The sequence below is a fragment of the Pseudoalteromonas sp. SCQQ13 genome (assembly GCF_015864415.1).
GTDB classification, from domain to species: domain Bacteria; phylum Pseudomonadota; class Gammaproteobacteria; order Enterobacterales; family Alteromonadaceae; genus Pseudoalteromonas; species Pseudoalteromonas nigrifaciens.
In genome coordinates, this window is the sequence record NZ_JADYXG010000024.1 from 39,518 (window position 1) to 54,103 (window position 14,586).

The 14,586-nt window shown below is 40.6% G+C and carries 18 protein-coding genes; 12 read left to right on the top strand and 6 right to left on the bottom strand.

Features of this window, described 5'->3' with window-relative positions:
• Positions 1-11: 11 nt before the first annotated feature.
• The 4 genes from I6F41_RS16030 to I6F41_RS16045 all read left to right on the top strand — a co-directional run bounded on the left by I6F41_RS16030 (position 12) and on the right by I6F41_RS16045 (position 2,010).
• The gene (locus I6F41_RS16030) at positions 12-683 is read left to right on the top strand and encodes a flagellar brake domain-containing protein (RefSeq protein WP_089367525.1); all 672 of its coding nucleotides are present in this window, start codon (positions 12-14) and stop codon (positions 681-683) included.
• A 468-nt stretch (positions 684-1,151) separates the two neighbouring features.
• Positions 1,152-1,364 carry an EF-hand domain-containing protein gene (locus I6F41_RS16035; RefSeq protein ID WP_058372236.1) on the top strand — a complete coding sequence of 71 codons (213 nt, stop codon included), beginning with the start codon at positions 1,152-1,154 and terminating at the stop codon, positions 1,362-1,364.
• Between the two features lie 149 nt (positions 1,365-1,513).
• Entirely contained in the window at positions 1,514-1,726 is a 213-nt protein-coding gene (locus I6F41_RS16040; RefSeq protein ID WP_011326750.1) for a calmodulin, read from the top strand.
• A gap of 68 nt (positions 1,727-1,794) precedes the next feature.
• Positions 1,795-2,010 carry an EF-hand domain-containing protein gene (locus tag I6F41_RS16045; protein WP_086996434.1) on the top strand — a complete coding sequence of 72 codons (216 nt, stop codon included), beginning with the start codon at positions 1,795-1,797 and terminating at the stop codon, positions 2,008-2,010.
• A gap of 75 nt (positions 2,011-2,085) precedes the next feature.
• Here I6F41_RS16045 and trkA read toward each other — a convergent pair whose 3' ends face one another.
• The 4 genes from trkA to def form a co-directional block, all read right to left on the bottom strand.
• Complete coding sequence (gene trkA, locus I6F41_RS16050) at positions 2,086-3,462, bottom strand: Trk system potassium transporter TrkA (protein ID WP_011326752.1); 1,377 nt, start codon at positions 3,460-3,462, stop codon at positions 2,086-2,088.
• A gap of 87 nt (positions 3,463-3,549) precedes the next feature.
• Entirely contained in the window at positions 3,550-4,845 is a 1,296-nt protein-coding gene (rsmB, locus tag I6F41_RS16055) for a 16S rRNA (cytosine(967)-C(5))-methyltransferase RsmB (protein WP_011326753.1), read from the bottom strand.
• A complete protein-coding gene (fmt, locus tag I6F41_RS16060; protein WP_089367526.1) occupies positions 4,838-5,803 on the bottom strand; it encodes a methionyl-tRNA formyltransferase in 966 nt (321 codons plus the stop codon). The genes rsmB and fmt overlap by 8 nt, the downstream gene beginning before the upstream one ends.
• 36 nt (positions 5,804-5,839) lie before the next feature.
• Positions 5,840-6,343: a peptide deformylase gene (gene def, locus I6F41_RS16065; RefSeq protein ID WP_011326755.1), complete on the bottom strand. Its 504-nt coding sequence runs from the start codon at positions 6,341-6,343 to the stop codon at positions 5,840-5,842.
• Positions 6,344-6,461: 118 nt separating this feature from the next.
• Here def and I6F41_RS16070 point away from each other — a divergent pair, with 118 nt between their 5' ends.
• The 6 genes from I6F41_RS16070 (at position 6,462) to hemF (ending at position 11,827) form a co-directional block, all read left to right on the top strand.
• Complete coding sequence (locus I6F41_RS16070) at positions 6,462-7,583, top strand: LysM peptidoglycan-binding domain-containing protein (RefSeq protein WP_011326756.1); 1,122 nt, start codon at positions 6,462-6,464, stop codon at positions 7,581-7,583.
• 28 nt (positions 7,584-7,611) lie between these two features.
• Positions 7,612-8,700 carry a DNA-processing protein DprA gene (gene dprA, locus I6F41_RS16075; protein ID WP_089367527.1) on the top strand — a complete coding sequence of 363 codons (1,089 nt, stop codon included), beginning with the start codon at positions 7,612-7,614 and terminating at the stop codon, positions 8,698-8,700.
• A 289-nt stretch (positions 8,701-8,989) separates the two neighbouring features.
• Positions 8,990-9,463, top strand: a complete 474-nt coding sequence (locus I6F41_RS16080; protein WP_182684421.1) for a DUF494 family protein — start codon at positions 8,990-8,992, stop codon at positions 9,461-9,463.
• A gap of 248 nt (positions 9,464-9,711) precedes the next feature.
• The gene (locus tag I6F41_RS16085; RefSeq protein WP_011326759.1) at positions 9,712-10,287 is read left to right on the top strand and encodes a DNA topoisomerase family protein; all 576 of its coding nucleotides are present in this window, start codon (positions 9,712-9,714) and stop codon (positions 10,285-10,287) included.
• 24 nt (positions 10,288-10,311) lie between these two features.
• Positions 10,312-10,875 carry an L-threonylcarbamoyladenylate synthase gene (locus I6F41_RS16090; RefSeq protein WP_179807559.1) on the top strand — a complete coding sequence of 188 codons (564 nt, stop codon included), beginning with the start codon at positions 10,312-10,314 and terminating at the stop codon, positions 10,873-10,875.
• 1 nt (position 10,876) lies between these two features.
• Complete coding sequence (hemF, locus tag I6F41_RS16095; protein WP_179807574.1) at positions 10,877-11,827, top strand: oxygen-dependent coproporphyrinogen oxidase; 951 nt, start codon at positions 10,877-10,879, stop codon at positions 11,825-11,827.
• A 61-nt stretch (positions 11,828-11,888) separates the two neighbouring features.
• Here hemF and I6F41_RS16100 read toward each other — a convergent pair whose 3' ends face one another.
• Complete coding sequence (locus I6F41_RS16100; RefSeq protein ID WP_011326762.1) at positions 11,889-12,326, bottom strand: group II truncated hemoglobin; 438 nt, start codon at positions 12,324-12,326, stop codon at positions 11,889-11,891.
• A gap of 54 nt (positions 12,327-12,380) precedes the next feature.
• Here I6F41_RS16100 and aroE point away from each other — a divergent pair, with 54 nt between their 5' ends.
• Together aroE and I6F41_RS16110 are read left to right on the top strand one after the other, a co-directional pair.
• Positions 12,381-13,205, top strand: a complete 825-nt coding sequence (gene aroE / locus I6F41_RS16105; RefSeq protein WP_011326763.1) for a shikimate dehydrogenase — start codon at positions 12,381-12,383, stop codon at positions 13,203-13,205.
• Complete coding sequence (locus I6F41_RS16110; protein WP_011326764.1) at positions 13,202-13,456, top strand: DUF1488 domain-containing protein; 255 nt, start codon at positions 13,202-13,204, stop codon at positions 13,454-13,456. Before aroE ends, I6F41_RS16110 begins: the two co-directional genes overlap by 4 nt.
• Before the next feature lie 4 nt (positions 13,457-13,460).
• Here I6F41_RS16110 and I6F41_RS16115 read toward each other — a convergent pair whose 3' ends face one another.
• Positions 13,461-14,000: a gamma carbonic anhydrase family protein gene (locus I6F41_RS16115; RefSeq protein WP_011326765.1), complete on the bottom strand. Its 540-nt coding sequence runs from the start codon at positions 13,998-14,000 to the stop codon at positions 13,461-13,463.
• Between the last annotated feature and the right edge of the window lie 586 nt (positions 14,001-14,586).

Below are 14,586 nucleotides of genomic sequence, written 5' to 3' on the forward strand. Positions count from 1 at the left end.
GGGAAAAGGATATGCCAACAACTAACCTAGAAAAGTTACACCAAATAATGTCTGGTGCCATGGTTGATCTTGAAATTTTAACACCAACAGCCAGCAAGCGTGTAAAAACAGAGTTTATAGGTTTGCTCGAAAATCGATTTATTATTTTAAACTATCCGAGCTCAAAGCGCCTGCCTACAGCAAGCGACTACCTGCACGATGGGGTAATGGTGGTAGTAAGAGCACTAATAGAGGGAAGTGGTGGGCAGGTTATCGCTTTTCGTCAGCAAATAATGTCAGTTGCATCTCATCCCGCACGCTTACTTTTTATTAATTACCCAAAGCAAGTGCAGTTATTCGATTTACGCTCGCAAACTCGTATACCTACCTTATTATCGGCCAAGCTAAAACTTAGTGATGACAGGATACTCGACGGGGTAATTAAAGATATTTCGCTAACGGGCGTAAAGTTTGATCTTAAAGACAAAGCCCAGGCCGAAAACATTAAAGGGATGCAATGCTCAATCATCCTCGATAGCAGTAATAAGCAAGTTAAAGACTTTCAGGGAGAAATTTGTAGCGTGAAAGAACACGTTCAAGGTGCTTACTGTGGAATAAAGCTATTAGCCAGCGAAGAAGAAATGAAAAGCTTTATGGGGGATCACTTTATTGACCCTTCAATACTCCAATCAGAAACCGAGTAACTGTACATTTCGCTATTTTGCAACAAAATAGCGATTTATTAAATTTAATTTTAAATAACGCATACCTGCATTGATAAAAATAAAATAATCGATAAAAAACAATTATTTATAAAAATAAAAGCTATTGGTTATTTTCATTTCAAAAATTATTCAGCTGTAACCGAGTTGAATACCCCAGCTAAACAGTCTCCTTACAGTGTGTATTTATAATCTGTGGCGTTTTTTGCTTTTTGTAAGGCATTGAATTTGTTCGAACTTATTGTTTGGGCTTAAAGTGTGTTGCAAAAAGGCAACAAAAATAGACAGTTAATTATCACCTTTAAGTGCATGTTACCTTTAACTAATTGAAGTTATTGATGTTTTAAATGTTGGCATCGAAGTTGTAATAGTTAAGCTGTATTGCATTAAACGTGATTTAAAGTGAAGCACTTAATCGCAGTTAACATAAACTTTGAAGGAAGATTGATTATGAAAACATTAAATAAAACGTTAGCACTTATCGCTCTAGCATCGTCATCAGCCGCTTTTGCAGCAAGTGATTTTGATACCCTTGATGTAGATGGTAATGGCGCAATTAGTCAAAGCGAAGCTGCTGTTGATGCAGAGTTAATGAGTATTTTCTCAGAGCTTGATACTGACCAAAACGGTGAGTTATCAAAAGAAGAATTTTCTAAAGCATAAGCAAAATGCAAGGTTGATAAAATTCTGTGTTGCCAAAGACAACCTAAGTAAGCAAGGGAGCTTATGAAAAAGAATAACAAGGAAAGTATAAACCTTAGTATATCTAATTTTTTGATAAAGCATTGAATAACATAGTAAAGGATTAAATTATGAAACAGTTAAATAAAGCACTCGCACTTATCGCTCTAGCATCGTCATCAGCCGCTTTTGCAGCAAGTGATTTTGATACCCTTGATGTAGATGGTAATGGCGCAATTAGCCAAAGTGAAGCGTCGGTAGATTCCGATTTAATCGCACAATTTGCAGAGTTAGATACAGATGGTAACGGTGAGCTTTCTAAAGCAGAGTTTGCTAACTACTAATTACTTTTTCGGTTATTTTTCACAGCCAGGGATTTCTGAGAAGGACCTCTCATTTTTAGGAGATTATTATGAAAGTATTAAATACATCACTTGCGATTTTAGTTTTAGCGTCTTCAGCAGCAGCCTATGCAGCAGTGGATTTTGCCTCTTTTGATACCAACGGCGATGGTGTTATTTCTCAGCAAGAAGCTGCGGCAAATACACAGTTAGTAAAAATATTTGATCAGCTAGATACTGACGGTAATGGCGAACTTTCTAAAGAAGAGTTTGCCAAAGTACAATAAAGCTTTAGTACCCTATATTAAAAAAGCAGCTTAACTAAGCTGCTTTTTTGTGTTTAAAATACCCACAATGTACTGCTATAAAAATATGGCGCTCACCTGAAATAGTTTTTCTACAATATTAATGTGCTTTTTATCAATTAAGAACATGATGACATGGTCGCCCGACATAATAATGGTATCGTCGTGGGCAATAAGCACGTCGTCGTTACGTACTACAGCACCAATAGTAGTACCTGCTGGGAGTTTTATATCCCTTACAGTTCGGCCAACTACTTTAGATGTATTTTCATCACCATGGGCAACAGCTTCAATAGCTTCAGCTGCACCTTTGCGTAGTGAATATACGTTAACAATATCGCCGCGGCGAACATGAGTAAGTAATGCCGAAATAGTGGCTTCTTGTGGTGAAATTGCAATATCAATATCGCCGCCTTGTACTAAGTCAACGTATGCACTGCGTTGAATAAGTACCATGGTTTTTTGTGCGCCCATACGTTTTGCTAGCATGGCCGACATTATATTTACTTCATCATCGTTGGTTACAGCAATAAACACATCAACCTGATCTATATGCTCTTCTGACAATAGCTCTTGGTCTGACGCATCTCCGCAAAAAACAATCGTGTTGTCGAGCATTTCAGAGAGTTGCTCGGCGCGCTCTTTGCTGCGCTCAATTAATTTTACACTGTGATTTTTTTCCAGTGAGCGCGCTAGGCCTGCGCCTATATTACCGCCACCAGCAATCATAATGTTTTTATATGAACGCTCTAACCTTTGGAGTTCGTTCATAACGGCGCGGATGTGTTTAGTGGCTGCTATAAAAAACACTTCATCATCGGCTTCAATAATTGTTGTGCCTAGAGGTTTTATCGCTTTTCCTTGGCGATAAATAGCGGCTACACGAGTTTCCACATTGGGAATATGCTGTTTAAGCGTAGATAGCGCATAACCTACTAATAAACCGCCATAGTAAGCTTTTACAGCAACCAAAGAGAGCATGCCATCGGCAAACTGCAGCACTTGCAATGCGCCTGGGTAGTCTATTAAGCGGCGAATGTACTTAGTTACTAATGCCTCAGGAGCAATATAGTGATCGACCGGCAAGTCATCGTTATGAAACAGCTTTTCTCGATACTTTAAATATTGCTCAGAACGAATTCGGGCTATTTTAGTCGGGGTATTAAAAATACTATACGCAACTTGGCAGGCAACCATGTTTACTTCATCTGAACTGGTTACCGCGATAATCATATCGGCGTCTTCCGCACCGGCTCTGCGAAGTACATCTGGGTGAGCGCCGTGACCAGCAACGCCTTGTAGGTCATACTTATCTTGAAGCTCGCGTAAGCGGTTGCCGTCAATATCAACGACCGTTATTTCGTTTTGTTCACCAACTAAATTTTCAGCTAGTGTGCCGCCTACTTGGCCAGCTCCGAGTATGATTATTTTCATTATTTACCAGTGTTATAAGTACCTATTGCTATGAAGTATTAGCTATCTAAAATAAGATAGATAGCTAATTGTTGTGTGCTGTATAGGTTATATTTTTTTAACTAGTTTAGCGTAATAAAAGCCATCGCTTTCACCAGGAAGTAACTGTAAACCAGGTGTGGTGGGCGTGTCTTTATCATGTAGAGGAATATGCTCAACATCATTGTTATTAGCTAAAAACTTAGCAACTTGTTGTTGGTTTTCTTGAGGGAGTACTGAACAAGTAGCGTATACCAAGGTGCCACCTGGCTTTAGAAGCGGCCAAATACTATCGAGTATATCGCCTTGTAATGCTGCTAAATCGGCAATGTCTGATGCACGACGCAACCACTTTATATCGGGGTGGCGGCGAATAACACCGGTAGCCGAGCAAGGTACGTCGAGTAAAATACGATCAAACTGTTTTTCATCCCACCAAGTGTGTGGTTGTGATGCATCACCACATTGTAGGTCGGCACCTAAGCCTATACGAGTTAAGTTTTGCTTAACACGCTCTAGGCGAGTTGCATCGCTATCAAGGGCAAGTACCTCAGCATCGGCCAATTCTAAAATATGACAGGTTTTGCCACCCGGCGCGGCGCAGGCATCTAAAATAGTGTCGTCATCTTTAGGCTCTAAAAAGCGCGCAGCTAACTGTGCAGCAGCATCTTGTACAGAACAAGCACCGGTATCAAACTCGGGTAATGAAAATACATCTCGTGGTTTAGCTAACTTTATCCCATCTATAAAATCAGGGTTAAGTGTATGCTCAATATCGTTAGCTGTTAGCATATCGCTGTATTCTTGCGTGCTGTATTGCGCTTGATTTACACGCAGCCACATAGGCGCTTGCTGTTGGTTTTCTGCAAGCAGATCTTCCCAACTATCAGGATAAGCTTCTTTAACTTGTTTGATAAACCAGTTTGGATGATTGTATAAACACACCGGAATAAGTTTGGCTTTTTCTTCAAGCTCAAGTTGTTGGCGCTGAAAACTACGTAGAATAGCGTTAATAAGTCCTTTTAAACCCAAAGCACGCAATTGTTGTAGTGCATTTACAGTTTCTGAAATTGCCGCATGTGGTGGAACACGCATGTGTTGTAGTTGGTAAATGCCCACATACAATAAAAACTGAAATATTCTACGCTTACCTTTTAACGGCTCCTCAACTAAATGTTGGCAGTAGTTTTCAAGGCTTGGTAAATAGCGTAAAACGCCATAGCAAATTTGTTGTAGCAGGGCTTTATCTTTAGGTGGCAAGCCTTGGCTGGCAAATGGTAGTTCTTGATTAAGCGAAGCGCCTTTATCAACTACGTTATATAAAGTTTCAGCGGCAAGCGCTCGTACGTTTGGAACATTACTCATTATTTTCGCCTAATATTGTGCCAGGAGTAACCCAGTCACTACGACCATTTAAAAAGTCGTTAATTGCCATTGGTTTTTTACCTTGCGGTTGTAATTGCGTAATACATAAAGCATGTTCGCCACAACCTACAATAACGCCATTTTTGTCGCTCGACAGAACGCGCCCGTTATTATCAGGCTGGTTGCTTGATTGCTCTACAACATGTGCTTGATAAATTTTTACTGGCTGCCCTCCCATTTGGGTGAAGCATACCGGCCACGGATTAAACGCGCGAATGTTACGCTCAATTTGCGCCGCGCTCATAGACCAGTCAATATTGGCTTCGTCTTTTGAGAGCTTTTTAGCGTAATTAGCCGCGGCATCATTTTGTGGCTCAGGGGTTATTTTACCATTCGCTAAGTTGTTAATAGTGTCAATAAGTGCACCAGGGCCAAGATCAGCTAATTTAGTATATAAACTGGCACTGGTTTCGGTGGCACTAATAGGGCAGCGGCTTATATGTAACATGTCGCCAGTATCTAGCCCTTCATCCATTTGCATTATGGTGACGCCGGTTTGTTCATCACCTGCCCAAATAGCACGTTGAATCGGGGCAGCACCACGCCAGCGTGGTAAAATAGAACCATGCACATTTAAACAGCCTAATCGCGGCGCATCTAAAATGGCTTTAGGTAAAATTAAGCCATAAGCCACTACAATCATGATGTCGGCATTAAGGCTCGTAAGCTCATTTAAGGCGTCTTCTGTTTTTAGTGATTGTGGCTGAAAAACCGGTAAGTTGTGCTCAAGTGCGAGCTCTTTGACTTCACTGGCTTTTAATTTTTTACCACGACCTGCCGGGCGGTCTGGCTGGCTATACACACCCACTATTTGGTGTTCGCTTTGTATCAGCGCTTGTAAATGACGTGCGGCAAAGTCCGGCGTACCGGCAAATATAATGCGTAATGGTTGAGTCACTGAGTTTTCCTAAGGTGCTTGTTACGGTGCTTATTACTATTCTGCAAATTTGGCTTCTTTTTCAAGCTTTTTACGAATACGTTGGCGCTTTAATGGCGATAAGTAATCAATGAAAAGCTTACCTTGAAGGTGATCTAGTTCGTGTTGAATACAAATAGCCAGTAGTTCATCTGCATCTAGTACAAATTCTTCGCCTTGCTCGTTAAGCGCGGCAACAGTAACCGTTTCTGCGCGATCAACTTTTGCGTAAGAGTTAGGCACAGAAAGGCAGCCTTCTTCGCTTACGGTTGTACCGTCTTTTTTAATGATTTGTGGATTAATTAATACCAGTGGTTCGTTGCGCTCTTCTGATACGTCAATCACTACAATGCGTTGATGAATATTAACTTGTGTGGCAGCAAGACCAATGCCATTTTCATCATACATAGTTTCTAGCATGTCTTTTATAATCACACGGACTTGGTCGTCAACATGTGCAACTTCTTGTGCTATTGTACGTAAACGTTCATCTGGGAATCTTAAAACTTCTAACGTAGCCATAGTTACCTTTTACACTTATGCTTAATTTAGGGTATTGTATGCTCTTATTTTAGCCATTCGCGTTCCCCTTTAACAGGTTTTGGTCAATAATAATGAAAAAACAATACAAGGAAGCCCAATGAAATCTCCATTAATTGCAATTATCGTTGCATTAGGTGCTGCATTTTCTACTTATGCTGATGTGCTAAAAATAAAAAAAGATGCACCTAAACAGTATGTTGTGAAAAAAGGCGATACACTTTGGGATATTTCTGGGGTTTATTTAAACGAACCTTGGCTATGGCCTGAGTTGTGGCAATTGAACCCGCAAATTAATAACCCTCACCTTATTTATCCCGGCGATGCCTTAGCATTAATCTACGATGCGCAGGGAAATCCACGTTTAGTGATAAATAAAGCGTACCGAAAGCTGTCTCCTCAGGGGCGAATTACCCCTAAAGGCAAAAATGCAATTACCACCTTGCCACTAGAAATGATCAGACCTTATATAACTTATGAGCAAGCTATAAATAGCGACGATATAAAAGCTAAACCTTATATTTTAGGGGCAAACGAGAACACGAAAACACAAACGTTAGGGCATATTTTATACGTTAAAGGCGATTTAAAGTTACACCAAGCTTATGCAATTTATCATAAAGGTAAGCCATATTTAGACCCAGAAACTGGAAGGGTACTTGCTAATCGTGCTGCTTATGTTGGTATGGCTCGCGCCTTTAGAAAAGGTGATGCCGCTAATGGTGAGCCTGCATCGGTCAGAGTTGAGTCGGTGAAGCGCGAAATAAAACAAGGCGACTTTTTACTTCCAGCAATGGAAGGGCAAATGCTACCAGCGTATTTTAATATGCATCGTCCTACCCAGGCTGTATTGGGTTATGTTATTGCTTCGCCAAGCGATTCTAGAGAATTTAGCACTATGGATGTAGTGGTGCTAAACTTAGGATCAGAGCAGCAAGTAGAAGTGGGTCATGTACTTGATATTGAACGCCAATCACCAAGCGTTATAGATGGTCCTCGTGGTCCTCGCTACACCGAGGACTCAAGTCGCTTTGAGAAGTTAATTTCAAATGCTAACGAGTTTTTTGGTGCTGAACCCGATGATGGAAGTACGGTTTGGAAAATGCCGAAAGAAAAAGTAGGTGAGTTAATTGTATTTAAGGTGTATGACAACGTAAGTTATGCGCTAATAACTAAAAATCAGCACCCAATTCGCGTTGGAGATATTGCAGTTATTCATTAAGTAGCGAGTCGGTGCTCTAGGAGAGAGCATGGATCAGTCATCTGGCAAGCTAGCCCACTGGCTTGCCTTTTATATGTGTAAAGGGTTGGGTATTAAAACCCTTTTAGCACTATCTAAAAACCATTCCCTTGAGTCATTGTTTGGCTTATCTCATCAGCAATTACTGCAATTAGGACTAAGTGCTAATCAAGCTACTAATTTGTTGCACACTAATTGGCAGCAAATTACGCATTATGAACAGTTAATCCTACACAATAATATAACGGTTATTAGTATTTTTGATGCCGCTTACCCCGAAGATTTAAAACAAATAGCCAGTGCGCCTTTATTGCTTTTTTGCAAAGGCGATGTGTCGTTATTAACTAGCCCACAAATAGCCATAGTTGGGAGCCGTAACGCCACTCCCACCGGGCTGGAAATAGCTGCTGAGTTTGCATATCAACTTACCTTAGCTGGAATCACTATTACTTCAGGCATGGCCCGCGGTATAGACGGAGCTGCGCATAAAGGGGCCTTAGCTGGCAGCGGAAAAACCATTGCCGTGCTGGGTACCGGTGTTGATATTTACTACCCTAAGCAGCATAAGCTACTTACAAATCAAGTATTAGAGCAGGGCTTGCTTGTAAGTGAGTTTTTACCTGGTACTGCCGCGAATGCGCATAATTTTCCGCGTCGTAATCGTATTATATCGGGGTTGTCGCTGGGGGTACTTATTGTTGAAGCTGAAATTAAAAGCGGTTCGCTCATTACCGTACGCTATGCGCTGGAGCAAAATAAAGAAGTATTTGCTGTTCCCGGATCGATTAAAAACCCACTTGCCCAAGCGAGTCATTTTTTAATTAAGCAAGGTGCTAAGCTCGTGGAGAATGTAAGTGATATTCTTGATGAGGTGAGCTTTGCTTATCAAAGTGGTTTTTTAACTCCAGAGCAGTCAACCCAAACCAATAAAGACTCCCAGTGTGAGGTGTTAAATAGTATTGGCTTTGAGGTAACCAGTGTTGATGACATTGTTCGCCGTGCTCAGTGGCCAATTGATAAAGTGCAAGCCAGATTGCTGGACTTGGAGCTAGATGATCAAATAGAGCGAGTTTTAGATGGTTACATCAGGGTCTGTTGAGCTTTGCGGGTTAATATTTGTTCAAACTGGAGGCAATTAAATCGCGGCGCGAGGTTTGTAACCTAGTGGGCTAAGTAAAAACCGAGCAACAAAGAGTTAATTGCCCCTAGGCAGAACCCTTCGGGTAGCGCCTGTTTGGCATTAATGCTGCGTTATCGCCAATTTATGGGGAATAACCACACCACATAGGCTCTGCCTTGCCTAAATACCAAACAGGCTGCTGCAAATTTAACCTTGAAAGATTAACAGACCCTAAACTAAGTACTTAAGCTAAATGCGAGGTGGTGATATGTTTGAAGTGCTTATGTATCTTTTTGAAAACTATATTCACAGCGACGCTGGGCTCTTCATTGAACCTAACGAATTGACCGATGAATTATTACGAGCTGGTTTTAATCAAGCCGAAATATTTAAAGCACTAGATTGGCTAGAGCAGCTAGCCGAATTACAGCATAGTGACACATCACCATATTTAATCACTGACTCGCCACAAACAATGAGAATATTTACCGACCACGAATGCAAAATGCTGGATGTGCAGTGCCGTAATTTTTTAATGTTTGTTGAACGCATTGGCGTTACTAATGGTATTACCCGTGAAATGGTAATGGACCGCTTAGCAGCGCTAGATAAATCTTTTATAGGGTTAGACGATTTAAAGTGGGTGGTGTTAATGGTGCTATTTAATATACCCGGAGCAGAAGTGGCTTGTGAGCAAATGGAAGATCTTATATTTGACCAGCCCGGCGACTTACTTCACTAATACCTAAATTCAAGATACCTATTAATACCTATTTAATACAAAATATGAGCATACGAGTAAATTAAATTGCTTAAGTACTTTCGAAAAAGTAATTTATATAGCAAGTATATGCCATAATCTTTGCCTTATTATTGCACCGTACTTTTTACGCTATAATTGGCCGCTAATTTAATGTAATGGGTATAGCTATTGTATCTTTAAGTGTTTTGGGTATATTAGGCGAAAATTCACCAACCTTTAGGATCACCATGAGTAAAATCGACCATTCGCTTTTCTCGGCGAATAAGCACGCCCTAGAAAAAGAATATGAGATATGCCCACAATGTGGTTCAGAGTTAGTGATCCGCAATAGTAAATCAGGCCCATTTTTAGGTTGTGCCAGCTACCCCAAGTGCGATTTTATTCGCCCGTTGGCGCATCACGATAGCAGTGAAATAAAAGTGCTAGAAGATTCCGCATGTCCACAATGTAGTAAGCAGCTGGTGGTAAAAAATGGCCGCTACGGTATGTTTATTGGTTGTACAGGGTATCCAGAGTGTCATTACATTGCCAATGAAAACGAGGCAAAGCAAAATGAAGAGCCATTACCTAGTTGCCCTAAATGTAAAAAAGGCCGTTTAGTTTCACGTAGTAATAAATTTGGTAAAATATTTTATTCATGCGATTGCTACCCAAGCTGTAAATATACGCTGAATAATAAACCGGTTGAGCAATCGTGCCCAGAATGTAACTGGCCACTGCTGATTGAGAGAAAAATGGCTAATAGCACTGTGTTACAATGCCCGCAAAAAAGTTGTATGCATAAACTTGCAGCCACTGAATAACGTTTAAAACTCCTGGAGACGATTTTGTCAGATCAATCTACTATAGCTGCTGCTATAACATGTTTAGCGCAAGGCGAAGTGATTTTATACCCTACAGAAGCTGTATATGGCTTAGGTTGCGATCCAGATAATCAACAAGCAGTTGAGCGACTACTGGCTATTAAACAGCGCCCGGTCGAAAAAGGCCTTATTTTAATTGCCGATAACTACGGGCAGTTATTAAAATATGTAGATGATGCCAAAATCCCAATGGATAAACGTGCCGACATTTTTTCAAGTTGGCCAAATGCGATTACTTGGGTTATGCCCGCAGCTAAAAACACCCCAAAGTGGTTAACTGGGCAGTATGACACTATTGCAGTTAGGGTGACTAACCATCCAACCGTAAAGCGCTTATGCCAAGAGTTTGGTAAGCCACTGGTATCAACTAGCGCTAATTTAAGCGGTCAAAATACAGTATTAAGCATTGCCGAGGCTAAAAGCCAGTTTACTGAGCAGGTAGGTTATTATGTTGATGAGCCACTCGGTGGTAATACGCAACCAAGTACAATTAAAGATGCCATGAATGGCAAAGTATTTAGAGGTTAATATGCAAAGTAAATTATTAGAGCAAGTAAAAGCCTACTTTATGGCTTTGCAAGACACTATTAGCCAAGGCCTTGAAGCAGCCGATGGTAAAGCTAAGTTTATAGAAGATAACTGGCAGCGTAGCGAAGGCGGCGGCGGACGTACACGCGTTATCACTAATGGTAATATTATTGAGCAAGGCGGTGTTAACTACTCGCATGTATTTGGTGCCTCTATGCCCGCATCTGCAACCGCACACAGACCCGAACTTGCAGGGCGAAGCTTTCATGCTTGCGGTGTGTCATTGGTTATTCATCCAAAAAATCCACATATACCAACCAGTCATGCCAATGTGCGTTTTTTTATTGCCGAAAAAGAAGGCGAACAACCAATATGGTGGTTTGGTGGTGGCTTTGACTTAACCCCTTTTTATCCTGTACTTGATGATGTAGTACATTGGCATCAAGTAGCACATGACTTATGTGCACCATTTGGCGATGAGTTGTATCCAAAGTACAAAACCTGGTGCGATGAATATTTTTATTTAAAGCATCGCGATGAAACACGCGGTGTAGGTGGGTTATTTTTTGACGACCTAAATGAACTGGGTTTTGAGCAAAGCTTTGCCTTTACGCAAGCAGTAGGTAATGGCTTTTTAGAGGCTTACTTACCTATTATAGAGCGTCGTAAAAAAGATGAATACACAGCGCAGCAACGCGACTTCCAGCTTTATCGTCGTGGCCGCTACGTAGAGTTTAATTTAGTCTGGGATAGAGGTACTCTGTTTGGTTTGCAAACGGGTGGTCGCACCGAATCTATATTAATGTCTATGCCACCGTTAGCGCGTTGGGAGTATAACTACACTCCAGACGCAGAGAGTGCTGAGGCTAAGTTATACCAGTATTACTTACGCCCTCAGCAATGGTTGAGTACACAACCAAATGATTTAATTGCTAGAGAGTGCCAGCTTTAAGGCTTCTCGTGTAAATATAAAAGGCGCTACATAGCGCCTTTTTTGTATTTAGCGTTATGCGTTAATGCTGGTTAATCATATGGCTCGCTAGCTGTCCAAACGATTGCTTAAGGCCTTCTCGTAGTAATGGATTATCTACTTCAAGGTCTAATGTTTTATTCATGCAGTACATCCATTGGTCGCGCAAGTCTTGATCAATGGTAAAAGGCATATGGCGTTTACGCAGCATAGGATGGCCATGTTTTGCTACAAATAGGTCTGGGCCGCCTAACCAGCCAGATAAAAATTCAAAAAACACTTGGCGAATTCTATCTAATGGCAGAGGATGCATATCATATAATGGTTTAGCGTATTCATCTGTAGCCATAATATCGTAGAATCTATTTGCAATAGCAAGTGCGCCTGCTTCTCCACCTAGTATTTCATAAGGTGTTTTTTCAGGTGTGGGTGTTTGCTCTATTGTGGCGGGCTTAGATTTTGAAAAAAGTCGTTTAATCATATTATTTATCATCGTTAATAGGCAGTATTACTACTGCAAAGAGGTTGCTTTAAAATGGACAAATATGCGGTTTTTGGAAATCCAATAAAACATTCAAAATCCCCCGCGATACATAAACAATTTGCTATCTCTTTAGGTGAGCAAATCGACTATCGCGCAATCTTAGCACCTATCGATAACTTTGAAAAAACAGTATCGAATTTTTTTGCTCAAGGCGGTAAGGGAGCTAATGTAACTATGCCCTTTAAAGAGCAGGCTTTTGCAATGGCAGATGAGCTCACACCATTAGCTAAAATTGTCGGTGCAGTAAATACCTTAAAAAAGCAAGCAGACGGCACGTTACTAGGCGATAACACCGACGGCATCGGCTTTGTAAGCGATCTGCTGGCTAATAATGTCAGTATTACCGGTAAACGTATTTTAATAATAGGCGCAGGCGGGGCTGCAAGGGGGGTTGTTTTACCCTTGCTGGATCATCAGCCACAGGAAGTTGTTATTGTTAATCGTACCGCCGAAAAAGCACAAAATTTAGCAAAGTTGTTTGCTCAACATGGGAATGTATCGGGTTATGGTTTTAACAATCTACCAGAAAACGATTATGCGCTTATCATAAACTCTACCTCTAGCAGTATGAATGACGAGCTTCCAGCACTTGATCAAAAACATATTACTAACTGTGAAGTAGCGTATGACATGTTTTATTCACTGCAAAATACCATTTTTATGAATTGGGTAGCGCAGTATAATAGTAAGACTAAATTGTTGGATGGCAGCGGCATGCTAGTTGGTCAGGCTGCCCAGGCATATTATGTATGGCGTAATAAAATGCCTGCAATACTACCTGTCGTTAATGCACTAAAACAGGGAGCACTTACATGAACCAAGCAATACAATTTATAGATAGGTTAGAATTTAGAGAGCCAGCGCACCAATTAGTCTTTTTTGCACAAGTAAATGGCATGCTGGTGGAATGTGTTATTGCGGTAAGTAGTTTAGGTTTGACCGATGAAAGTCATGCAACAAGTTATTTTGAAAAAAATCGTTTTGATTACGAAGAGCGCGCCGAGCAACTTATCGAAGATGAAAGTTACAACTCGGCAGGCCAAATAGAAGTCAGCTTAATTAGCTAAGTGCTTATATAACGTCGTCACTTAAGTACTCATTTTTAAGCAGTACATAGTTATCCGCAGATACTTTTAAAAATGTAAGCTCTTGCTCGGTAAGCGCTCGAGCTTGCTTAACTGGACTGCCTACATATAAGTAACCAGACTCTAAACGCTTATTTGGTGGCACCAATGAACCCCCGCCAATAATCACATTATCTTCAACAATGGCATTGTCCATAATAATTGCACCCATTCCCACCAATATACGATTACCTAACTGACAACCATGTAACATAACTTTGTGCCCAACCGTTACATCATCACCAATTATAAGCGGATAACCTTCGGGGTTACTTTTGGTTGCTCGCGATAAATGCAGCACGCTACCATCTTGTATATTAGTACGCTCACCAATGCGTATATAGTTTACATCACCACGGGCAGCAACTAACGGCCACACGCTGCTATCATCACCCAAAGTAATATCGCCAACCAATACCGATGATTCATCTATATAAACAGACGCATTAAATGAAGGGATAACACCTTTATAAGAACGGATTGTCATATCTGCACCTTTAACTAACAGTTATATTAAATTAAGAGTGTAACAGCAGAGCTTATTTAAGTGCCACAAAAGCAGTAATTGTTTATAAAACTATCAGTTTTAGGCGCTTTAGCTCAGTTACTGAGCGAACGTCGTTTTTTTTTAGTTTTTCAGTAAAAAATGCTTGATCTGTTTTCGGATCTCCCTATAATGCGACCCCACTGAGACGGGAAACGTCAACGCCTAGCGAGACACGAACTACTCAGAGAGTTAAATAAAACTTCGGTTTTAAATTGTCGAAAGAAAGTTTAAAACAAAGTATTGACTCGAAAAATAAAGGATGTATTATACGCATCCCTTGAGACGCTAAAGCGACTCAAGACGTTCTTTAACAATATAAAGCAATCATCTGTGTGGGCACTCGTACAGATTGAGTTCTAACAGCCAAGCTTAGTTCGCTAAGTAAGGCAAACAAATTAGAGTCTCAATTGAAAACTGAGTGACCAACAGAATAGTTATTTCGGTAATTATTCGGCACAGTCAATTCAATATCGAAAGATATTAAAATAAATTCAGAATTCATTGAGCTGTCGAAAGACATAAAACT